This window comes from Ancylobacter aquaticus, assembly GCF_004339465.1.
GTDB classification, from domain to species: domain Bacteria; phylum Pseudomonadota; class Alphaproteobacteria; order Rhizobiales; family Xanthobacteraceae; genus Ancylobacter; species Ancylobacter aquaticus.
In genome coordinates this window covers 1,937,424-1,959,944 of the sequence record NZ_SMFY01000001.1, presented here as the reverse complement: position 1 = coordinate 1,959,944, position 22,521 = coordinate 1,937,424, and the positions used below count along the sequence as shown (strand labels likewise).

The following is a 22,521-nucleotide window of genomic DNA, read 5'->3' as shown; positions in this document are numbered from 1 at the left end:
AGGGAGCGGCCCGGGCCGGCCACCTGCCTAGTTATTGCGCGATTCCGGCCGCCTGTTTTGCGGGCGCGAACCCGCTCAGACGCTCCAGCGCCTGGTCGATTGTCGCGTCGGTCTTGGCGAAGCAGAAGCGGACCACGGTTTCCACCGGCTGCTCGGCATAGAAGGCCGACACCGGGATCGCCGCCACGCCCTCGCGCGCCACCAGCGACCGGCAGAACGCCTCATCGCGCAAGCCCGGGTCGAGCGGGGCGAGATCGACATTGAGGAAATAGGTGCCGGCCGAGGGCAGCACGGGAAAGCCGAGCGCGCCCAGCCCCTCCGCCAGCCGGTCGCGCGAGCGCTGCAGGCCTTCGCGCGTGCCGAGGAACCAGTCGCGCTCCTTGCCCAGCCCATAGGCGACCGCGTGCTGCAAGGCGGGCGGCGTGGTGAAGGTGAGGAACTGGTGCGCCTTCGACAGCACCCGCATCAGCTCCGGCGCGGCGCAGACGAAGCCGACCTTCCAGCCGGTCATGCCGAAGATCTTGCCGGCCGAGCCGATCTTCACCGCTCGCTCGCGCATCCCCGGCAGCGCCAGCACGGACCGGTGCTCCCGCCCGTCGAAGATCACATGCTCCCACACCTCGTCGCTCACCAGCGCCGCACCGGAGCGAGTGCAGAAATGGGCGAGCAACGCCAGTTCGCCGGCGTCGAACACGCGGCCGGTGGGGTTGTGCGGGTTGTTGAACAGAACGAGCTTCGTGCGCGGGGTGAAGGCTTCGGCCAGCGCCTCTTCCGTCAGCCGCCAGTGCGGAGGTACCAGGCGCACGAGGCGCGGCACCCCGCCGGCGCGGCGCACCAGCGGGAGATAGGCGTCGTAGAGCGGCTGGAACAGCACCACCTCGTCGCCCGGCTCGATCAGCGCCAGCAGCGCACCGGCAATCGCCTCGGTGGCGCCCGACGTGACCATCACCTCGGTGTCTGGGTCGAGGTCGAGCCCCTGCCAGCCGCGATAATGGTCAGCCACCGCGCGGCGCAGTTCCGGCGTGCCCATCATCGGCGGGTACTGGTTCCAGCCGTTCAGCACCGCCTCGGCCGCCTTCTCGCGCACATCGCGCGGGCCGGGATCGTCCGGAAAGCCCTGCCCGAGATTGACCGCGTCATGCTGGCGGGCCAGCGCCGACATGGTCTCGAAGACGGTGGTCGGCAGGGCGGAAAAGAGAGAGTTCATTTCACGGAACCGGGGCGGGATAGAGGGCGATCGAACGCGACCGCCCGGTTTTATCCCGCTGGTGCCAAAAGGAAAGGCCCGGCGACCCCGGCCCCTGCCCGCTCACGCCACCAGCACGGCGTGGTTGTCGTAGCGCGGCCCGCCGGCCCGCCGGGCGATAACCCCGACATCCTCCCCATGGGTGCCGATCAGCACCGTCTCGCCCAGCCCGCTGGTGGCGAGGAACTGGCCCGCCTCCCGGGTCGGGGCGAGGCCGCAGCCATCGACCAGCGGCAGCGAACCGATATAGCGCCCATCGCGCCGCCACAGCGCCACCCGGTTGCCGCGCGGGCTCGCGGCGGCGACATAGGCGCCGGACGCATCCAGCGCCACCGAGCCGACATAGGTGCGCAGGCTCCGCCATGCCTCGTCCGGGGCGTCGAAGGCGCGCAGCCCCTCCCCCTCCACCGCATGGAGCAGCGGGCGGGCGATGCCGTCGGCCAGCAGGTCCTGCGCCGCCACCACGGTGAAGCCATCGGCACCCGAAGTGAGGTGGCGCAGCGACAGCGAGGCGAGGTCCTCGCTCAACGCCGCCACGGAGCGCACCGCGCCGCTGGAAGGGTCGAGCCGGGCGATGCCGGAGCCGGCAATCTCGGCCCCCAGCGCTTCCGGTGTGTGCGGCTCGATCCCGCCATTGGCGACGATGAGCGCGTCTCCGGCGGGGAGCATGTCGTGCGGGCCGATTCCGGAAGAGGCCCATTCCGCCTCGATGGCGAAGCCCGCCTCCACCACGCGGCGGGTGACGACGCCGGCGCCATCCTCGCGGCCGATCTCCACCGCGAGGAAGCGTCGGCCGCCGTCGATGAAGCGGCCATGGCCGGAAAACACCCGCCCCTCGCCCGGCTCGAAGGTCGCCAGCACGCTGCCAGCGCGGCGGTCGAACAGCACGGCGGTGGTGCCGGGCCGCCGCGCCACCGCAACCGCGGTGCGCCCGTCCGGGCTCGGCTCCACCCAGTGCAGGCGCTGCGCCCCGGCGCCGACCGGCGTGGCGGCGAAATCCGGCGAGAGCACCACGGGGGCAAAGCCGCCCTCCACGCCGGCCGTGGCGAGCCATTGCGCATCGAGCAGATGGTCGCGCGCATGGGCGGCACCGCCGGCGAACAGCACGCGCGGGCCGGCCGCGAACGCGCCGAGCGTACCAACCAGCGAGCGACGGGTGAGTTCGAGAATGCCCATATGCGCCTCCCTCAATCGCCGTCGAGCGCATTAAAGCCGAGCGGCACGCCGAGCCCTGAAGCCAGCGGCTTGGCGACGCCGGCCTGCGCCGCCTTGAAGGCGACGACCGCGGCCTGGAGGGTCTTGCGCCCTTCAAGCGTGGTCGCGGCCGCGCCGATATCCTCGGGCAGGCCGTCCGCCGCCGCCTGCGCGGCCTGCAGCGTCGCATTCAGGCTGGCGCGGTCCTTCGGGTCGAGCCCGGCGCTCAGCGCCTCCGCCAGCCCGCCGGCGCTGCCGATGATGGCGACGATCGTCTCGCGGGAAAGCCCGCTGCGGCGGCGGTCGGCGATCAGCGGCTTGGCCTCGTCCACGTTCTTGCCAAGCACCACCAGCAGGCGCTGGTCGACGACGCGCTGATAGGCGCCGGCGAGATCGGTGACGATCTGGCTGAGCAGGGCGTTCGGGTCGGGGAAATAGACCGGGTCCGACTTGCCGGCGCGCAGCTGAGCCAGCAGCCCCTCGGAGGTGCTCCCCCAGCCGGCGCGGATTTCCTCCGCGATGGTGGCGAGGTTGACCGCGATCGCCTGGCCGAGCGCGCAGCGCCGCGCCGCCTCCGGCCCCGCCAGCAGCGCGGCTTCCGCACCCTCGTCATAGAGCAGCCGCTCCAGCGCCGGCAGCCCCTGCGCCGCCGCGCTCAAGCGAAAGAAGCGCTGCGGCTGCAGCCGCTCATCGGTGGGGTCTGCGATCAGTTCGGCCGCCGAGCGGCCGACGGCATTGCGCCGCTCCGGGAACAGGTTGAAACGGTCCGGCCGCAGCGACAGCATGACCGGGCCGAAGGTGATGAACTCCACCTCGGACCAGCCTTTGGAAACAGCTTTGAACCGGGACTTAAGCGTCGCCACACCCTCCGCGGAGGGCGCCTTGCAGAAGCCGTCCCACGCCTCCCGCTGCGCCCGGGTCGCCGCGAGCAGCGTGTTGTAGCGCGGCAGCAGCCAGTTCTCCACGATCTCGGGTGCCGAAACCGGCGCGGCCTGGGCACGGCCGATGAACAGGGTTGTGAGCAGCGTGGAGGCGGTGGCGAGCCCCGGCACGCCTTGGGCCGCCTGCCCGATCTGGCTCGCCAGCGCCAGCGCCACGGCGAAAGGGGATCGCTTCATGAGGGAAGCCTCGCTCTAAAGGGAAGACACATAGTCGATCAGCCGCGCACGGTCGGCCGCGCCCAGCCTGTTGAAACGGGCGCGGGCGCCCGCCGCCTCGCCACCATGCCAGCCGACGGCCTCCGCGACCGTGGCGGCGCGGCCATCGTGCAGCAGGCCGACGCCCCGTTCCAGCGCGCGGGAAAGCCCGGCGAGCGGCGCGGTGCGCCATTCGGAAGCGGAAGCGCCCGGCACGCCGGCGGGGTCGGCCAGCCCCTCGCCCATGTCGTGCAGCAGCACATCCGTGTGCAGCGCCACCGTGCCGCCGCCGCGCGTCGCAAGCGCCGGGCGGTGGCAGGCGGCACAGCCGGTGGCGGCGAACAGACGGGCGCCGCCCGCGTCCTCGCCGCCCTCCGGCACTTTCAGCGCCCGGAGATAGGTCACGATGCGCTGGACGATGGCGTCGGAAATCTCCGGCTCACCCTCGGCCTCGCGCCCGTGCGGCGCGTTGCGGCAGGCGGTCTGCACGTCGGTGCAGTCGCCCCAGGGTTCGGGGCGCAGCGGCGTGGACAGGCCGAGATCGAGGGCGAAGGCTTCCGACGCCTGCCCGGCGAGCGTCGGGTGGCTCGCCTTCCAGCCGAAGCGGCCGATGGACGAGCCGCCATCGGGGCTGGCGAAGCGACGGGCCCGCCCGCGCACGCCGTCGCCGTCGCGGTCATCGGGGTCTTCGAGCGCGAGGATCGCCGCGTCGTCCACCAGTTCCAGCTTGCCGCGCCCGCGAAGATCCGGCGCCGCGCGGAGCGACATATGGGTCGCCGGGTCGAGCGGGCCATAGCCCGGCGCGGTGAGGCGGGGAACGCGCCGGCCATCCTCCAGCATAACTGCGAAGCCGCCTTCGGCCGGCACGCCGGGCAGCGTCATCGTCTCCAGCCGGTGGCCATAGACGGCATCGCCGGCGCTATCTTCGCGGAACAGCGAGAGCACGAGGCCGAGCGCCTCCGGCCGACCCTCGGCGTCGAGGGCGGTCGAGCCGTGGCCGGCGCCGGCGGGATGGCAGGCCGAGCAGGAGCGCGCGTCGAACAGCGGGCCGAGCCCGTCATTGGCGCGGGTGGAACTCGGCGCCGGTACCCAGGGCCGCTCGAACAGCGCCTTGCCGATGGCGGCGTCGAGGCGGGCGTCTTCCGCGACGGCTGGGGCGGATGCGCAGATAAGCAGGCCGCAGAGCAGGACGACGCTACGGACAAGGCCGCTGCGCGGAGTCTTCCCTGGGTCCCGCATCGGCGCCGCACGTCGTGCAGCTTGTCCGGGAAACATCTTCGTATCCCGGACCAGTGACGCCGGAGGCGGAGCGCCGATCCGGGACCCAGCCGACACTCCGCCGAAGGCGGCATCCGCCTCGCCTTGTCGACGCTTCCCGCGTGCGCCCATCACACGATCCGGAACCAGCCCATCATCCCGGTCTCCATATGCTCCAGAATGTGGCAGTGGAACACCCAGTCGCCAGGGGCGGCGACGAAGGCGATCTCGACCACCTCGCCCGGCTGCACCAGCACGGTATCGGCGAAGTGGCGCGGCAGGCGGTCGAGGCTGGACGTCAGCACCTCGAAGGCGTGGCCGTGCAAATGGACCGGGTGGGGAAAGCGCGTCTCGTTCTTGATGGCGACGACATAGGAGGCGCCCTCCTCCATGCGGGCGAGCGGCGGCGGCACGTTGCGGTTGGTGCCGGTGGGCCAGGATTCGGACTGGATTCCCCAATAGGTGGTCGAGCCGACGCACAGGCTGTCGATCAGCGCCTTGGCGAGCGGATCGTCCGCCGGCAGGGCAATGTCCTTCACCGCCTGCCCTGTCGCCTGCTGGAGGGTGAAGGGAAGCCGGGTCGCCTGCTTCATGTCCGGCTTCGGCAATTCCGCGCTCGGCAGCGCCAGCGGGCCTTTTCGCGGACGCGCCACCCGCCCGTCGGCACGGAGCGTTGCGAACGGGTAGATGTCGGCGGCGCGGTAGTCGCCCAGCGTCACCGGGGAGCCGTCGGATGGCATGCGGATGTCGAGGTCGATGCGCTGCGCCGGGCCCATGCGCCAGATGCCATCCGGCAGGTCGTCGAGCCGCACCGGCTTCAGCGCGTGGCCATCCACCGCGATGAGCCAGGCTTCACCGCCTTCGGCGCCGATATCCATGATGCGGGTGGAATCGAGGTTGAGGATGCGCAGCCGCACATGGCCGGCGGCGGGGGCGGTGAGATCAAGCGAGGGCGTGCCGTTCACCGTGCGGGTGGCGCCGAAGGTGCCCGCCTTCGCCGCCCCTTCCGGTTCCGACATGGCGAGAAAGCTGCCGTCCTCCGCCAGCCGCCAGTCCTTCAGGCAGAGCACGTGCTCCGCGTCGAAGTCGGGGTCGCGCGGGTCCTCGACGATCAGCACGCCGGCAAGGCCCTTGCCGGCCTGCCCGGTCTCGTCGCAATGGGGGTGGAAGAAGAAAGTGCCGGGATCGTCGAGCGGCAGCAGATGCACGAAGCGGCTGCCGGGCTGCACCAGGGGCTGGGTGAGCGTGGGCACGCCATCATATTCGTTCGGCATGCGGATGCCGTGGAAATGCAGCGTCGAGCCCTCGTCGATGCCGTTGACGAACGTCGCCTTGAGCCGCGTGCCGCGCGGCATCCGCAGCGTCTGGAACGGGGTGCCGTCATAGGCGAGGATGCGGGTCGCCGGCTTGTCCGGGCCGAGGAGCTTCAGCTCCATCTCGCCGGCGGTGAGCGCCACCTCCCGCGTCGGCTCGAAGGGGGCGGCTGCGCGCGCGACGCCGGTGCGGGTGGGCGCGAGAACCGCCAGCCCGCCGATCGCCGCGCCCGCTCCGAGAAAGGCGCGGCGCGAGAAACCCGCGCCGCCGGTTGTCATATCAGCCTCACTCGCCGACCTTGGAGGGATCGTCCAGGCTGTCCGAGCCCTCGACCTTGATCTTGAGCTTGAGCGCGCCGACCACGCCTTCAAGGGCGCGGGTCTGGGCGACGAGCGAATCGACGCCCTTCTGAACCAGCGCGTTGCCCTCGGCATTGCCCTCGCCGATCATCTGGTCATAGGCCTGCTTGCCGCTATCGGCCTCGTCCTTGATCGCCTTGAGCGCGGCGAGCGCGGCGTCGATCTTGGCATCGGCCTCCTCGGCGGCCTTGGGCGCCTTGGCGCTCGCATAGGCGGCCACCGACGCGCCCTCGACGACCGAGCCGTCGACGCGGCTGTACTTGCCGCGATAGATCGAGGCGATGCCGAGTTCGTCATAATAGTGCGAGTTGTGGGTGTTGTCGGAGAAGCAGTCATGCTCCTCCTCGGGGTCGTGCAGGATGAGGCCGAGCTTCATGCGTTCGCCCGCCAGTTCGCCATAGGAAAGCGAGCCGAGGCCGGTGAGAATGGTGCCGAGCGCGGCCTTGTCCTTCTGCTTCACCACGGCGGCGCGGGCCTTGCCCTTCTTGCCCCACCACTTCGCCATGTCACTGAGATCGGTGACAAGCAGGTCGGTGGCGGCCTTGAGATAGGCGGCGCGGCGCTCGCAATGGCCATTGGTGCAGTTGGCGGTGTCGTAATCGGTGACGGGGCGCTTGCCGGCACCGGGCCCGGTGCCGTTGAGGTCCTGGCCCCACAGCAGGAATTCCACCGCGTGATAGCCGATGGCGACGTTGGATTCGACGCCGCCTGCCTCCTGCAGGCTGTCGAGCAGCTTGGGGGTGATGGTGGTGGTGTCGATGGTCTTCTTGCCGACGCGCACCTTTGTGTTGGCGATCACGTTGGCGGTGTAGAGCGGGTTCTCGTCGGAGGTGTCGCCGTAGCCCTTGTCGACATAGTCGATCAGCCCCTCGTCGAGCGGCCAGGCGTTCACGCGGCCTTCCCACTCGTCGACGATGGGATTTGCGAAGCGGTAACCCTCGGTCTGCTGGTAGGGCACGCGCGCGGCCTTCCACGCGGTCTTGGCCGCGTCAAGATTGGCCTCGGTCGGGGCGGCGATGAGGGCGTTCACCGCGCTTTGCAGCGCCTTGGCGGTGGTCAGGCTGTCCGTGTACATCGCCTCGGCGATGTCGGCATAGGTGGCAACGATGTCGCGCACCTTCGGCGCCGGGGTGTCGGCGGCGGCGGGACCGGCGGCAAAGGCCGCTCCCAGCGCGATGGCCGCGACAAGCGGCGCGGCGAACAGTGATCTGGCTCGCATGGATTGTCTCCTCCCGCGCCCTAGAGGCGCCATAGCGGGAGACTCCTACGCCACCGCCGGAAGCAGTCGCAAGTCTTCGGCCACACATTAGAATGTTTTTACAGTGAGGCAAGCCGGCGGAATTCAGGCTCAAGCCATGTCGATCAGTAAAAATACTTTATTTCAGCCAATGGTTGGTGACGCAACGTCAAACAAAGGCTGCAACGCCTCCGCCAGCTCGGCATCGGTAACGGTCGAGAGCGGCTTCATCAGCTTTGCCGCCTCGGTGCGCCGTCCCGGCCGCATCACCAGCACGACCGTTTCCGCGCCGCCGCAGGCCGGGTCGCCACAGGCGATCTCGCTGATCGAGATGGTGGTTTCTTCGTCGACCCCGAGGATGAGCCGCGCCTTAGCAGCCAGTTCGCGGGCGGCGTCGGGCGCGGCCTCGGCGCTGGCGCCCCGGCGGAAGAACAGACGTGCCATCGTGCCTCCTGCATATCCGCGCCGCTCCCGCCCACGCGGCGCGCTCCCCTGCCAGCAGGTAAGCCTGCCCCCGCCCCGGCGCAAGCGCCCCACCCTTGGGCGTTCGCACAAGTAAAACAGTCGCCAATAGTTTAGAACTATAACAATACTGGAAGATAATCGTTGTAGGTGACAACGAACGCGCGTATTCACTCTGTCAACGCCGGAGACGAGCCGCGAATACATACAGCGGCCACTGCGCTCACCGGCAACGATTTCGCGAGGCCACTTCCCGGCAGGTCTCGTGAACCACGCGGGACGACGGCACGCGCTCCCTCAGCCGTCGTCCCGCGACTACTCCCGCGCGACAGCCGCCGCTTCCCCTGCATCCCACCTGCCGCGCCACGGCTCGGGCAGACCAAGGCCCAGTCTCGCCAGCACCCCGCACGCAGCGGCATGGCCGGTGGCGAAGCAGGCCTGGAGCAGATACCCGCCGGTCGGCGCCTCCCAGTCCAGCATCTCGCCGGCGACGAAAACCCCCGGCCGCGCGGTGAGCATCAGTTGCTCGTCGACCATGGCGCGGGTGATGCCGCCGGCGGTGGAGATGGCGCGCTCCAGCCCCGCCATGCCGGTCGCCTTCAGCGGCAGTGCCTTGATGCGCTGCGCAAGCGCGGCGGGCTCGGCCGGCAGCGCGCCCGCCTCGCGCAGCAGGCCGGCGGCGGCGGGAGAAAGGCCGGCGGCCTTGCGCAGGCGGTTGGCCATAGACTCGCCCTTGCGGCTGGCCGCCAGCCGGATGGCCAGCGCTTCCTCGCTCACATCCGGGCGCAGGTCGACATGGAGGGTGGCCGTGCCCTCGCGGGCGATGGCCTCGCGCAGGGCGCCGGAAAGCGCATAGACCGCGCCGCCCTCCAGCCCGCCGCCGTCGACCATCGCCTCGCCGCGCACCCGCGCCTGCCCAAGAGTGAGCGCGATGCGCTTGAGCGGTGCCCCCTTGAAGCGGGCGCTGAACGGTGCCGACCAGTCGATCCGCACGCCGCTATTGGCGGGGCGCAGCGGGGCGATCTCCACGCCCTCCTCCCGCAGAATTTCCGCCCAGCCGCCATCGCTGCCGAGGCGCGGCCAGCTGGCGCCGCCAAGCGCGAGCAGGACCGCTTCAGTCGCCACCTCGCACTCGCCTTCCGGTGCCGCGAAGCACAGCGCACCGTCGCGGTTCCAGCCGAGCCAGCGGTGGCGACTGTTCAAGCGCACGCCCAGCGCATCGAGCCGCGCCAGCCACGCCCGCAGCAGTGGCGATGCCTTGAAGCTCTTCGGGAACACCCGCCCGCTGGACCCGACGAATGTCGGCTCGCCGAGGCCTGACGCCCATTCCCGCAGCCTGGCTGGCGGGAAGGCGTCGATGAGCGGGCTCAGCCAGTCCGACGCCCCGCCGTAGCGGGCGAGAAAGGGCGCGCGCGACTCGGAATGGGTGAGGTTCAGCCCGCCGCGTCCAGCGATCAGGAATTTTCGCGCGGGGCTCGGCATGCGGTCATACACGCTCACGGCGCAACCGGCCCGCGCCAGCACCTCCGCCGCCATCAGCCCGGCCGGGCCAGCGCCGACGATGGCGACATGAAGCGACCCGGCATCGGAATTTCGTGAGTCGTTGCCGGCTTCTGGCGTCACCGGCTCAACTTCCGATTCAGGGCGACGAAGAGCGGATTTCGCGAGTCATTGCGCAGGCTTGCGGTCATCGGCTGAAAACCCGATTCCGGGAGCGCGCATCCCTTGCGCGGAGCCTCGGTCCAGTTCAGGCCGGCGGAGGATGCCCAGCCCAAAAACCATTCACCGCCTGATTCCGAAAAATCTCCCATCCCCATGATCCGTCAGCCTATTTCCGGCGGGCAGGCGTCGGTGATGCGCAGGCTCACCTGTGTGCGGCCCTGCCAGCTGTCGAGATCCAGCGTGCCGGCGACATGCAGCAACTGGCCGCGCGCGTCCAGCAGCGCCGAGCCGAGCGGGGTGTCGATGGCGCGGAACACGACGCCGGAAATCGTCGCTCCGTCGGTGCTGCGCAGGCGCACCCGTATCTGTCCGGCGCTGCCCGGCTCGGCATAGACCACGCGATGGGCGGGAAAGGCGAAGACCGGCTGCGGGTTGCCGGCCCCGAACGGCCCGGCCCGCTCGACCAGCTCGACCAGCTCGGGCGTCGCCCCGGCGGCGGAAAGCGCCCCGTCGATCATTGTCTCGTCCACCGCCCGTGCATCCTCCACCGTCGCCGACAGCGCCTCTTCGAGATAGGCGCGCAGGTCGCCGAGCCGGGGGCGGGCGATGGTAAGGCCGGCCGCCATGGCGTGGCCGCCGCCCTTCACCAGAATGCCGGCCTCCACCGCCCCGCGCACCGCCCGCCCGACATCGACGCCGGGGATGGAGCGGGCCGAGCCGGCGCCGGTCTCGCCGGTGAAGGCGATGGCGAAGGCCGGGCGGCCGAATTTTTCCTTCAGCCGCGCCGCCACCAGCCCGACCACGCCGGGGTGCCAGCCCTGCCCGCTGGAGAGCACCACCGCGCCGACCCCGGCCAGCCCGAGCGCCGCCTCGGCCTCCGCTTCGGCCTCCGCGACGATGGCGCGCTCCACCTGCTGGCGCTCGCTGTTCAGCCGGTCGAGCTCGGCGGCGATCATCTGCGCTTCGATCGGGTCGCGGGTGAGCAGCAGCCGTGTCCCGAGTGTGGCGTCGCCGATGCGCCCGCCGGCATTGATGCGCGGGCCGAGCAGGAAGCCGAGATGCCAAGCCTTGGGCGGGCCGGTGAGCCGGGCCGCGTCCATCAGCGCGGTGAGCCCCGGCCGCTCGCGCTTGCGCAGCTGGATGAGCCCCTTGGTGACATAGGCGCGGTTGAGACCCAGCAGCGGCACCACATCCGCCACCGTGCCGAGCGCGACGAGATCGAGGCTGGCGAGCAGGTCGGGCGCCGGCCGCTCGGCCGTCCACCAGCCCCGCTGGCGCAATTCGCGCAGCAGGCCGACGGCAACCACGAAGACGAGCCCCACCGCGCAGAGATGGCCGAGGCCGGAGAGGTCGTCGGCACGGTTGGGGTTCACCAGCGCGCTCACCTCGGGCAGCGCCTCGCCCGCCTGGTGATGGTCGATGACCACGACATCGAGCCCCAGCTCGCGGGCGCGCGCAAAGGGCTCGAAGCTCATCGTGCCGCAGTCGACGGTGACGAGCAGCGTCGCCCCGCGCTCCGCCAGCGCCTCGATAGCGGGAATGTTCGGCCCGTAGCCCTCGAAGATGCGATCGGGAATGTGAAAATCCGGGTCGAGCCCGCCGGCCCGCAGCACGTCCACCATCAAGGCGGTGGCAGTGGCGCCGTCGACATCATAGTCGCCGAACACCGCCACCTTCTCGCCGCGCGTCACCGCGTCGGCCAGCCGGGCGACGCAGGCCTGCATGTCGGTGAGCGTGTCGGGGTCGGGAAGCAGCCGCTTCACCGTCGGGTCAAGCCACGCCTCGACCTCGTCAATCGCCACGCCGCGCCCGGCCAGCACGCGGGCGAGGATTTCCGGCACGCCGTGGCGCTGCACGATGGCAAGCGTGGTCTGCGCGCCGCGCGCATCCAGCCGCTCGCGCCAGAAGCGGCCGGTGGCCGAGCGGGACACGCCGAGGAAGGCGCGGGGAGCGGGAGCGGCGGTGGGAAGGTTGAGACTCATGTCCGGCAGGATAAGCCCTATAAGGCGCGCCGCGTCGAGAGGCCGCCCACACGCAGACGGGGCGGACCGTGCGTCATCGCCTCGTCACGCCATCGTAACGCGCAGGACATGGGTGGCGGGCAGAAGGCGGGTTCCCGCCTCACGCCGAAGGCTGACAAGGAGCCCCCCTAAATGAACCGCCTCCCGTTGCTCGCCGGCGCCGCCCTCGCGGTGCTTGCTCTCGCCACCACCGGCCTGCGTGCCGACGAGGCCTACCCGGCCACCCTCGCCGGCCATGCCGTGCTGCCGGCGCAGACCTTCCTCGCAATGCCGGACGACGCGCCGGCGGACCTCAAGGTCTCCGGCAAGTTCACGTCAGGCACCCGCGTCGACGCTCTCGGTACCGTGGAAGGCAAGTCCGCCGGCCGCCCCACCGGGGTGAAGCTGCCGTTCCAGGGCCAGCCGGTGCAGGGGCATTCCGGCATCAAGGTGATGCCCGATGGCAGCTTCTGGGTCATCACCGACAACGGCTTCGGCTCGAAGGCCAACAGCCCGGACGCCGCGCTTTTCCTGCGTCACTACACGGTGGACTGGGCAACCGGCGCGTTCCAGCCTATCGAGACGGTGTTCCTCACCGACCCCGACAGGAAGGTGCCGTTCCGCATCGTCCATGAGGGCACCGAAAAACGCTATCTCACCGGCGCCGATCTCGACCTTGAGAGCTTCCAGATCATCGGCGACCATTTCTGGATCGGCGAGGAGTTCGGCCCCTACCTCATCAAGGCCGACAAGACCGGCAAGGTGCTTGGCCTGTTCGAGACGGTGGCCGGCGAGACGCCGGTGCGCTCGCCCGACCATTACGCTGTCGCCTCCCCCGCCGCGCCGAACGCGCCCGCGACCTTCAATGCCCGCCGCTCCAAGGGCTATGAGGGCATGGCCGCCTCGAAGGACAGCAAATATCTCTACGCCCTGCTGGAGGGCCCGCTATGGGACGCTTCCACGAAGGACTGGCAGAAGACGGCGGACGGCAAGGAGTTTCTGCCGATCCTCGAATTCGACGTCGCCGCCGAGAAGTGGACGGGGCGCATGTGGCAGTACGTGCTGGAGCAGAACGGCAACGCCATCGGCGACTTCAACATGATCGACGCCACCACCGGGCTCATCATCGAGCGCGACAATGGCGAAGGCACGCCCGACAAGGCCTGCGCCACCGGGACCAAGGGGCCGGACTGCTTCCACGACCTCGCCAAATTCAAGCGCGTCACCAAGATCGAGCTGAGCGACGCCAATGTCGGCCAGCCGGTGCGCAAGATCGGCCATATCGACCTGATGAAGATCGCCGATCCGAACAAGGTCGCCCGCAAGCCGCTGAATGACGGCGTGCTCACCTTCCCCTTCTTCACCATCGAGAATGTCGACGTGGTCGACGCCACCCATATCGTGGTCGGCAACGACAACAACCTGCCCTTCTCCTCCTCGCGCGATCCCGCCAAGGCGGACGACAACGAGCTGATCCTGCTGGAAGTCGGGGAGTTCCTGAAGGCGAAGTGAGCCGCATCCAGGGCGTCCACCGGGGCCGGGGCGGCGACGCTCCGGCCTTCGCGGTCACGCCGTGTCGGGCAAGGTCGGGTCGGGCAGGTTTCGCGGCCGGCGCAGGATGAGGGCGACGCCCGCCACCATCACCAGCGCTCCCGCGATCTTCAGCGGCGAGGGATCGTCGCCGATCAGCACGATGCCGAACACGACGGTGAGCAGCGGGTTGAGCATCGAATAGGGCACGACCGCGTTGATCGAGTGGCGCTGCAGCAGCCAGTACCAGATGCCATAGCCGATGATCGACGAGCCGATGGCGCTGTAGACCACGCAGAACCAGCCATGCCAGCCCGCTGTCGTCACCATCCACCAGCGGTCCGATTCGAAGACCCAGGACATCGCCAGCAGTTGCGGGATCGCCAGCAGCGACGACCAGCCCATCATGGTCATCGGCCGCACGCCCTTGAGTTCCTTGACGATGAGGTTCGTCACCGCCCAGCCGGTGGCGCTTGCCAGCAGCAGCACCAGCGAGAGCGGCGGCGGCAGAGTGGGCCCGGCGGCGATCAAGCCGATGCCGGCCACCGAGACCAGAAGACCGGCCAGCCGGAGTTTGCCCAGCGGCTCCTTCAGCACCATGCAGGCGAGCAGTGTAGCGATGGGCGCGCCGAGCTGGATGATCACCGCGCTGGTGCCCGCCTCGGAATCGGCCAGCGCCGCGAAGAGCAGGCCGAAATGCAGCGTGCCGAAGGTGAAGGACACCAGCAGCACGCCGAAGAACTGGTCGCGCGTGATGCGCAGCACCGGGCACAGCAGCGCCGCCACCAGTGCGAAGCGCAGCGCGCTCATCATCATGGGCGGGATTTCCGCGATGCCGAGCTTCACGGCAATCATGTTCAGCGCCCACACGCCGATGACAGCGAGGGCGAGCAGCTTGTGCTTGAGCGGCATCGAGAACCGGCGGCAGGAGGCGACAAGACGGCTCGAAGGCGAGCCTCATACCGCACGCGGCGAGTCGCGTGTCGGCCGTTGGGCTGATAGTCCACCGCCCGGCATCTGCAAAGACCCGCCCTACCATGCCTGCCCTGCGCGACCCTCATGGCGGGGCCAGCCGGTGGGCAGCCCGGCGGCGCAGCCCGGCGCGGCAACCGGCCGGGTTGCGCACGCGGGCGGGAACATTATGGTGCGCGCCATGCTGAACCTGTCGCTCCTCGGTCGCCTCGCCTTCCGCCATGCCACGCCGACCAAGCCCGCGCTCGCGCCCGGCCGCCACGATCTCGGCCTGTTCGAAACCCGCGACGCGGTGCTGGTCGTGCCGGAGGGTATCGACCCTGCCCGCCCTACCCCGCTGGTGACGCTGTTCCATGGCGGCGGCGGCAGTGCCGAGAAGATCCTGCCGATGCTGCGGCGCCACGCCGAGACGCGCGGCTTCCTGCTGCTGGTGCCACAATCGCTGCTGCCGACCTGGGATATCGTCATCGGCGGCAACGGGCCGGACCTGGAGCGGCTCGACCTCGCCCTCGCCGAGGTCGCCGCACGCTTCGCGCTCGACCCCGCCCATTTCGCCTTTGCCGGCCATTCCGATGGCGGCAGCTATTCGCTCTCCACCGGGCTGAGCAACGGGCAGATCGTTACCCATATCCTCGCCTTCTCGGCCGGCTTCATGACCGTGCTGGCGCAGGAGGGGGCGCCGAAGGTGTTCATCGCCCACGGCCAGAACGACACCCAGACGCCCATACACACCGCCGGCCGCTCCCATGCCGCCAAGCTGCGCCCGGCCGGCTATGAGCTGACCTATGTCGAGCACCCCGGCCCGCACGCCTCGCAGCCGGACATGGTGCAGCTCGGCGTGGACTACTTCCTGAAGGATGTGGCGCAGCGGGCCTGATCCTCCCGTGAACCGCCTTCGGGTCTGTGCGCTGGGTCCCGGCTCGGCGCTCCGGCGGCACGGCGCTGGGCCGGACACAAAAAAGGCCGGCGCGAGGCCGGCCTTTCCGAAAGCAGATAGATCAGGACCGATCAGGCCGCTTTCTTGGCGGTGGCGGCGATTTCCGACTCGTATTTGGCGATCAGCGCCGCGAACTCGCTCGGGCCAGCCTTCAGCGCCGCCTTCACATCCGACGCCCAGGTGGTGTTGCGCAGGGTGAAGGTGTTGGTGGCGGACGAGCCGTACTTCTTCGCGAAGGCGCTGTTCAGCTTGAACGGGACCGGCTCGGAGGCGAGGTAATTGGTGGTCGGGTGCTCCTTGACGAAGGCCGTATAGGCCTGCGCGACCTCCAGGTACTTCTCGGCGCCGATCAGCGCGTCGATCTGGGACAGCAGGGGCGGAAGCAGCGAATGAGGAGCGGTCATGATGGGTCGTTCCCTTGGCAATTGGCTTGGCGTTCGGGTCCCGGGCGCCCTGATGGGTCTGGCCTCGGCACGCCTCTGGTATACAGCACACCGGGCCACGACCAAAGCGCGCGATGACGCCAGCACGCCCCAATGCCATTTCCGGGGGGCGAAACGAAAACGGGGCGCTCCTGCGCCCCGCCTGTCCACTCGCGTCATTCCGGACGACCGAAGGCCGAGCCGGGATGACGCGGAGAGCGTCAGCCGAGATGGAATTTTGAGAGGTCGCGGTGCTCGGCCTCGATCCAGCGCACCGTGCCGGTGGCCGAGCGCATGACGACGGTGTGGGTCTTCACCACGCCGCGCTCATATTTCACGCCCTTGAGCAGATTGCCCGTCGTGACGCCGGTCGCCGCGATGAGGCAGTCGCCGCGGACCATGTCGGTGATGGTGTAGATTTTCTTCGGGTCCGCGACGCCCATCTGCTTGGCGCGCTCGCGCTTGGCCTCGCTGTCGAGGATGAGCCGGGCGTACATTTCGCCGCCGATGCAGCGCAGCGCCGCCGCCGCCAGCACGCCCTCGGGCGCGCCGCCCGTGCCGAGATAGATGTCGATGCCGGTCTCGTCAGGGTCGGTGGTGTGGATCACGCCGGCGACGTCGCCATCGGCGATGAGTTGCACGGCCGCGCCGGTGCGGCGTACCGCCTCGATGATCGCGGCGTGGCGCGGACGGTCGAGGATCAGCGCCGTAAGCTCGGAAGGCTTCACGCCCTTGGCCTTGGCCAGTGAACGGATGTTCTCTTCGGGGGTGGCGTCGATGTTGATCGTGCCCTTGGGATAGCCCGGGCCGATGGCGATCTTGTCCATGTAGACGTCGGGCGCGTAGAGCATGGTGCCGCCCTCGGCCATCGCCATCACGGCGATGGAGCCCGGCATGTCCTTGGCGCAGAGCGTGGTGCCTTCCAGCGGATCGACAGCGATGTCGACCGCCGGCCCCTTGCCGGTGCCGACCTCCTCGCCGATGAACAGCATCGGGGCCTCGTCGCGCTCGCCCTCGCCGATGACGATGCGGCCGGCGATGGGCAGGCGATTCAGCTCGCGACGCATGGCGTCCACCGCCGCCTTGTCCGCCGCCTTCTCGTCGCCGCGCCCGCGCAGGCTGGCCGACGCCACTGCCGCGCGCTCGGTGACGCGCACCAGTTCGAGCGTCAGGATGCGCTCCAGCGCCTGGTCCGCCTTGACCGTAATCTCCGCCATCGTCCCCGCCCCTCAGTCCTTTTCGATACGTATCACCTGCGGCGGCGAGGCGATGACGCCATCGATCTCGATGGCCTCGATCGCCCGACGCACCGCGTGCTCATTGGTGGCGTAGGTGATCAGCACCACGGGTGCCGGGTCCTCCGCGCTCTCCGCGCGCTCGCCGCCATGAGGCCGGCCGCGACGGTGCTGCATTATGGACTCGAGCGAGATGTTCTGCTCGGCCATATGGCGGGCAATGGCTGCCGCCGTTCCGGGCCGGTCGACCGCAGCGAGGCGGATGTAGTAGCCACCTTCGTGACGGCGGATCGCCGCCTTCTCCGCCGGCTGCAGGCTCGAAGCCTTCCAGCCGAAAGGCGCGCCACCCGTTCCGGCCGCAGCATCGCACAGGTCCGCCACCACCGCCGAAGCGGTGGCATCGCCGCCGGCGCCGGGGCCGACAAGGGTCAGCGCCACCGCGTCACCGTCGATCGCCACCGCATTGGTGACGCCGGAGACCTGCGCGATTGGCCAATGTTTAGGCACCATGGTGGGGTGGACCCGAAGCTCGACTTGGTCACCCGTCCGGGCGGCGACGCCGAGCAGCTTGATCCGGTAGCCAAGTTCGTCCGCCGCCTCGATGTCGGCCAGCGTGATCGAGCGGATGCCCTCGATATGGATCGCCTCCGGGTCCGGCTTCACGCCGAAGGCCAGTGCGGCGAGCAGGGCCAGCTTGTGGGCGGTGTCGAAGCCGTCGACGTCGAAGGTGGGGTCGGCCTCGGCATAGCCGAGCTTCTGCGCCTGATCGAGGCAGGTGTCGAAGGACAGTCCCTCCTCCTGCATCCGTGTGAGGATGTAGTTGCAGGTGCCGTTCAGAATGCCGGAAACGCGGGTGATCTCGTTGCCGAGCAGGGCCTCGCGCAGCGTCTTGATGACGGGAATGCCACCGGCCACTGCCGCCTCGAAATGGATGGAAACGCCCTTCGCCTCGGCGGCGGCGGCCAGTTCGACGCCGTGATGGGCGAGCAGCGCCTTGTTGGCGGTCGCGACGGAATGGCCGGCCGCGATGGCCGCCTCGACGGCGGCCTTGGCGATGCCGTCCGGGCCGCCGATCAGTTCGACGAAGACGTCGATGTCGGGGTCGCGGGCCAGTTCCACCGCGTCGTCGTACCAGCGCATGCCTTCGAGATCGCAGTCGCGGGGGCGGGCACGGTCGCGGGCGCTGACGGCCACCACCTCGACCGGACGGCCGACGCGCGCGGCAATCGCCTCCGCCCGCCGGGCCAGCATACGCACCACACCCGCGCCGACCGTACCGAGGCCGGCGATGCCAATTTTCAGCGGCGGCGCCATTATATGTCCGAACTCAACAAACGTTCCGAATGCGGCGCCGCCCGAAGGGACCGGGCCTTAGCGCGCCGCGGCGAGAGGGACGACGTTGTGCAATGTTTCCGCGCCGGTTTCAAGGAAGCGGCGGATGTTGCGCGCCGCCTGGCGGATGCGCTGCTCGTTCTCCACAAGGGCGATGCGCACATAATCGTCGCCGTGCTCGCCGAAGCCGACGCCGGGGGCGACGGCGACATCCGCCTTCTCGATCAACAGCTTGGAGAATTCGAGACTGCCCAGATGGCGGAACTTGGAAGGAATCGGCGCCCAGGCGAACATGGAGGCAGTGGGCACGGGAATCTCCCAGCCGGCCTTGCCGAAACTGTCGACCAGCGCGTCGCGGCGCTTCTTGTAGACGCTGCGCATCTCGGCGATGCAGTCCTGCGGGCCGTTCAGCGCGGCGGTGGCCGCGACCTGGATCGGCGTGTAGGCGCCATAGTCGAGATAGGACTTCACCCGCGCCAGCGCGGCGATCAGCCGGTCATTGCCCACCGCGAAGCCCATGCGCCAGCCGGCCATGGAGAAGGTCTTGGACATGGAGGTGAACTCCACCGTCACGTCCATCGCGCCCGGCACCTGCAGCACGGAAGGCGGCGGGTTGTCGTCGAAATACACCTCCGAATAGGCGAGGTCGGACAGCAGGATGAGATCGTGCTTCTTCGCGAAGGCGACGACGTCGCGGTAGAAATCGAGATCGGCGACCTGCGCCGTCGGGTTGGACGGGTAGCAAAGCACCAGCGCCAGCGGCGAGGGAATCGAGTGCGCCACCGCGCGCTCCAGCGCGTGGAAGAATTCCGGCCCCGGCTCGCAGGGCACCGAGCGGATCGCCGCGCCGGCCATCAGGAAGCCGAAGGCGTGAATGGGGTAGCTCGGGTTCGGCACCAGGATCACGTCGCCCGGGGCGGTGATCGCCTGCGCCATATTGGCGAAGCCTTCCTTGGAGCCGATCGTCGCCACCACCTGGGTGTCGGGGTTCAGCTTCACCCCGAACCGGCGCTCATAATAGGCCGCCTGCGCGCGGCGCAGGCCGGGAATGCCCTTGGAGGCGGAATAGCGATCGGTGCGCGGACGGCCGATGGTTTCCTTGAGCTTTTCAACCACATGGTCCGGGGCATCGAGATCCGGGTTGCCCATGCCGAGGTCGACAATGTCGGCGCCGCCATTGCGGGCGGTAGCCTTCACACGGTTGACCTGCTCGAACACATAAGGCGGCAGCCGGCGGATACGATGAAAATCAGTCATGGGTTCCAAGCTCCAGGCCGCCCCGTTTCCCCGGCGACGGCGTCACGCGCGCTTCATATCACCGTTCGTGCGCCCGCACAGCGACCGATGTCAGCCCAAAGGGGCAGAAGAATGGTAATCGCGCCGGCGAAACCAGGGCCGGCTATTGGTCGGCCTCGATCTGGCGCAGCATCTCCTTCTCGCGCTGGCCGGCGAGGCCTTCCAGGTTTTTCTGCATGGCGTCCCGCTGCTGCTGGGTCAGCACCGGACGGTCGCCGACCTGCGCCGGGGCACCGAAGGTGGGATAGGCCGGCTCCGGCGGTTTCACCCGTCCTGTAAGAACCGGCGCGGCGCGGGCCTGGCCGGCGACGCTGCGAGCCGTCTCTCCGGCACCGGGAGAGGACGCCGCCACCGGAACGCCCGCTGATTCGGCGCTTCCCGCCGCCGGCGCCAGCGCCTCCTCGGAGATTCCGCCCATGGGCCCCTCCCCCGAGGCGCAGCCGGCCAGCAGCAGCGCCACAAGGCCGCAGCCGGCGAGAAGGTGCATCCGCGCGACCGAACCGCCGCCCTGCCTGCCTTGCCCGTGAGCCAACATGGTCTCCCTGTCCTGCGCCGGCCTGCCTCTGCGTCAGCATGCGCGTGTACGGCCCGTTACGCACTCGCTAGCACCCGATAGCGCGTCTATCATGGCCACCTATGAACGCACCAACCCGCGGGGACAAGCGGTGAGCAACCGACGCAGTACCAAGACACCGTCCACCCCGGCGACGTCCACCCCGGCGACGTCCGCGCCGGGAACGAGCACGGCGCGAACCGAACGCAGCGAGTCGCCGGCCCCGGCGGCGAAGAAGGCCGTGCGGAAACGCGCGCCGGAACAGGTCGCGGCCCCCGTGCCTGCGGCTTCGGTTCCCGCTGCCGTACCGCCGGCACGCAAGGTGGCGGCAAAGAAGGCAACCGCGAGCAGGGTCGCGGCCGAATCGCCGGCGCCGGCAGCCAAAGCCGCGCGCCAGCGGGCGACCAAGCCCACGGCGCCGAAGCGGCCCGCCGCGCCCAGAAAGCCGACGCCCGAAGCCATCCTTCAGGCCCCGCCCGCCCCGGCGAAAGAGGCGCCCACCGCTCCCCCCGCCGCCGAGGCGCCTGATGCCGCACGGACAAGCCCCATCGACCTTGAAATCTTCGCCGCCAATCTGGCGCGGATGATGGAGGAAGGCGGGCGGGCCATGGCCGCCTATCTGCGTCCGCGCGAGGACGGTCGCATCAAGGACGAGGTGGCCGAGGACCTCGCCGATGTCGCCAAGACGATCGGCAATGTCGCCGAGTACTGGCTCTCCGACCCCCAGCGCACCGTGGAAGCGCAGTCGCGCCTCATTGGCGGCTATCTCGATTTGTGGACCTCGGCGCTGAAGAATCTGGGCGGCGAGAAGACCCCCCCGGTGGTGGAGCCCGCCACGCGCGACGCCCGCTTTTCCGACCCGGAATGGAAGTCCAACCCCTTCTTCGACGCCATCAAGCAGGCCTATCTGCTCACCGCCAACTGGGCGGCGGACATGGTCGAGGAAGCGCAGATCGACGCCCGCACCAAGCACAAGGCGGACTTCTACGTGCGCCAGATCGCCGGCGCGGTGTCGCCCTCCAATTTCGTGCTGACCAATCCCGAACTGCTGCGCACCACGCTGACCTCCAATGGCGAGAACCTGGTGCGCGGCATGAAGATGCTGGCCGAGGACATCGAGGCGGGCGGCGGCGATCTGAAGATCCGCCAGACCGACGATTCCAAGTTCCGCGTCGGCGAAAACCTCGCGGTCACGCCGGGCAAGGTGATATTCCAGAACGAGCTGATGCAGCTCATCCAGTACGCGCCGCAGACCGAAAACGTGCTGGCGACGCCGATCGTCATCATCCCGCCCTGGATCAACAAATTCTACGTGCTCGACCTGACTCCGGAAAAATCCTTTGTGCGCTGGGCGGTGGAGCACGGGCTCACCGTGTTCATGGTGTCGTGGGTGAACCCCGGCCCGGAACTCGCCGCCAAGGGTTTTGAAGACTACATGAAGGACGGCGTGCTCACCGCTTTCGACGTCGCGAAGAAGGCGGCGGGCACGAAGGATTTTCACGCCGTGGGCTACTGCGTCGGCGGCACCATGCTGGCGATGACGCTGGCCTGGCTGGCGGCGACCGGGAAAAAGCCCGGCCTCGCCAGCGCCACCTTCCTCACCACGCAGGTCGATTTCACCTTTGCCGGCGACCTCAAGGTGTTCATCGACGAGGAGCAGATCGCCAGCCTTGAGCGCAAGATGCTGGAGACCGGCGTGATGGAGGGCCGCAAGATGGCGAACGCCTTCAACATGCTGCGCGCCAACGACCTGATCTGGCCCTATGTCGTGAACAACTATCTGAAGGGTCAGGCGCCCTTCCCGTTCGACATCCTGTACTGGAACTCGGATTCGACCCGGCTGCCGGCGGCCAACCACTCCTTCTATCTGCGCAATTGCTACCTCGACAACAAGCTGGCGCAGGGCCGCCTGCTCCTCGCCGGCAAGACACTCGACCTCGCGGCCATCGACCTGCCGATGTACAGCGTGGCCACGCGCGAGGACCACATCGCCCCGGCGGCATCGGTATTTCTCGGCCTGCAGAAATTCGGCAATCCCGGCCGCTTCGTGCTGGCCGGCTCCGGCCATATCGCCGGCGTCATCAATCCGCCCGCGCGGGGCAAGTACCAATATTGGACCGGCGGCGCGGCGCAGGGGAAGCTGGAGGACTGGATCGCCGCCGCCGACATGCACCCCGGCTCCTGGTGGCCGGACTGGCTCGGCTGGCTAGAGGCGCAGGACGGGAAGCGCGTGGCAGCGAGCAAACGCGTCCCCGGCGAGGGCGCGTACAAGGCAATCGAGGACGCGCCGGGTAGCTATGTGAAGGTGCGGTCGTAGCGCGAACGGCCGTCATCCCCGGATCTAGCCCGGGGATGACGCTTCGCGCAGAATGCCCGC

The 22,521-nt window shown here is 69.3% G+C and carries 19 protein-coding genes; 3 read left to right on the top strand and 16 right to left on the bottom strand.

All coding sequences use genetic code 11. The annotated features are described in order from the left end of the window. Positions 1–31: 31 nt before the first annotated feature. The 9 genes from EV667_RS09035 to recJ form a co-directional block, all read right to left on the bottom strand. Positions 32–1,207: an aminotransferase gene (locus EV667_RS09035; protein ID WP_131834899.1), complete on the bottom strand. Its 1,176-nt coding sequence runs from the start codon at positions 1,205–1,207 to the stop codon at positions 32–34. Positions 1,208–1,309: 102 nt separating this feature from the next. After that, complete coding sequence (locus EV667_RS09030; protein ID WP_131834898.1) at positions 1,310–2,422, bottom strand: DUF1513 domain-containing protein; 1,113 nt, start codon at positions 2,420–2,422, stop codon at positions 1,310–1,312. An 11-nt stretch (positions 2,423–2,433) separates the two neighbouring features. Continuing rightward, positions 2,434–3,558, bottom strand: coding sequence for an imelysin family protein (locus EV667_RS09025; protein ID WP_131834897.1), 1,125 nt, complete (start codon positions 3,556–3,558; stop codon positions 2,434–2,436). Positions 3,559–3,573: 15 nt separating this feature from the next. Beyond that, positions 3,574–4,815: a di-heme oxidoredictase family protein gene (locus tag EV667_RS09020; protein WP_245516046.1), complete on the bottom strand. Its 1,242-nt coding sequence runs from the start codon at positions 4,813–4,815 to the stop codon at positions 3,574–3,576. 149 nt (positions 4,816–4,964) lie between these two features. Next, entirely contained in the window at positions 4,965–6,425 is a 1,461-nt protein-coding gene (locus tag EV667_RS09015) for a multicopper oxidase family protein (RefSeq protein WP_131834895.1), read from the bottom strand. Between the two features lie 7 nt (positions 6,426–6,432). Further along, positions 6,433–7,725: an imelysin family protein gene (locus tag EV667_RS09010; RefSeq protein WP_131834894.1), complete on the bottom strand. Its 1,293-nt coding sequence runs from the start codon at positions 7,723–7,725 to the stop codon at positions 6,433–6,435. A gap of 162 nt (positions 7,726–7,887) precedes the next feature. Further along, on the bottom strand, positions 7,888–8,187 hold the full coding sequence (locus EV667_RS09005; RefSeq protein ID WP_131834893.1) for a hypothetical protein: 300 nt from the start codon (positions 8,185–8,187) through the stop codon (positions 7,888–7,890). Between the two features lie 333 nt (positions 8,188–8,520). Continuing rightward, positions 8,521–9,828 (bottom strand): TIGR03862 family flavoprotein, encoded by a 1,308-nt coding sequence (locus EV667_RS09000; protein ID WP_131834892.1) that lies wholly within the window; start codon positions 9,826–9,828, stop codon positions 8,521–8,523. 200 nt (positions 9,829–10,028) lie between these two features. Next, positions 10,029–11,849: a single-stranded-DNA-specific exonuclease RecJ gene (gene recJ / locus EV667_RS08995; protein ID WP_131834891.1), complete on the bottom strand. Its 1,821-nt coding sequence runs from the start codon at positions 11,847–11,849 to the stop codon at positions 10,029–10,031. Positions 11,850–12,020: 171 nt separating this feature from the next. Here recJ and EV667_RS08990 point away from each other — a divergent pair, with 171 nt between their 5' ends. Beyond that, entirely contained in the window at positions 12,021–13,379 is a 1,359-nt protein-coding gene (locus tag EV667_RS08990; RefSeq protein WP_131834890.1) for an esterase-like activity of phytase family protein, read from the top strand. A gap of 54 nt (positions 13,380–13,433) precedes the next feature. On the opposite strand, the gene EV667_RS08985 is transcribed toward EV667_RS08990, so the two are convergent. Then, complete coding sequence (locus tag EV667_RS08985) at positions 13,434–14,309, bottom strand: DMT family transporter (protein ID WP_131834889.1); 876 nt, start codon at positions 14,307–14,309, stop codon at positions 13,434–13,436. A 229-nt stretch (positions 14,310–14,538) separates the two neighbouring features. Here EV667_RS08985 and EV667_RS08980 point away from each other — a divergent pair, with 229 nt between their 5' ends. Next, positions 14,539–15,246 (top strand): alpha/beta hydrolase, encoded by a 708-nt coding sequence (locus EV667_RS08980; RefSeq protein WP_131834888.1) that lies wholly within the window; start codon positions 14,539–14,541, stop codon positions 15,244–15,246. Between the two features lie 131 nt (positions 15,247–15,377). Here EV667_RS08980 and EV667_RS08975 read toward each other — a convergent pair whose 3' ends face one another. The 6 genes from EV667_RS08975 to EV667_RS08950 all read right to left on the bottom strand — a co-directional run bounded on the left by EV667_RS08975 (position 15,378) and on the right by EV667_RS08950 (position 20,606). Continuing rightward, a complete protein-coding gene (locus EV667_RS08975) occupies positions 15,378–15,710 on the bottom strand; it encodes a hypothetical protein (protein WP_131834887.1) in 333 nt (110 codons plus the stop codon). Positions 15,711–15,949: 239 nt separating this feature from the next. After that, positions 15,950–16,945, bottom strand: a complete 996-nt coding sequence (glpX, locus tag EV667_RS08970) for a class II fructose-bisphosphatase (protein WP_131834886.1) — start codon at positions 16,943–16,945, stop codon at positions 15,950–15,952. 12 nt (positions 16,946–16,957) lie between these two features. After that, positions 16,958–18,277, bottom strand: a complete 1,320-nt coding sequence (locus tag EV667_RS08965; protein WP_131834885.1) for a homoserine dehydrogenase — start codon at positions 18,275–18,277, stop codon at positions 16,958–16,960. A gap of 57 nt (positions 18,278–18,334) precedes the next feature. Continuing rightward, the gene (locus tag EV667_RS08960; RefSeq protein ID WP_131834884.1) at positions 18,335–19,552 is read right to left on the bottom strand and encodes an LL-diaminopimelate aminotransferase; all 1,218 of its coding nucleotides are present in this window, start codon (positions 19,550–19,552) and stop codon (positions 18,335–18,337) included. Positions 19,553–19,694: 142 nt separating this feature from the next. Continuing rightward, entirely contained in the window at positions 19,695–20,126 is a 432-nt protein-coding gene (locus tag EV667_RS08955; RefSeq protein ID WP_245516045.1) for a hypothetical protein, read from the bottom strand. 99 nt (positions 20,127–20,225) lie between these two features. Beyond that, positions 20,226–20,606 (bottom strand): hypothetical protein, encoded by a 381-nt coding sequence (locus EV667_RS08950; RefSeq protein WP_131834883.1) that lies wholly within the window; start codon positions 20,604–20,606, stop codon positions 20,226–20,228. A gap of 145 nt (positions 20,607–20,751) precedes the next feature. Between EV667_RS08950 and phaC the strand changes: the two genes are divergently transcribed. Continuing rightward, the gene (gene phaC / locus EV667_RS08945; RefSeq protein ID WP_245516044.1) at positions 20,752–22,461 is read left to right on the top strand and encodes a class I poly(R)-hydroxyalkanoic acid synthase; all 1,710 of its coding nucleotides are present in this window, start codon (positions 20,752–20,754) and stop codon (positions 22,459–22,461) included. Positions 22,462–22,521: the final 60 nt, after the last annotated feature.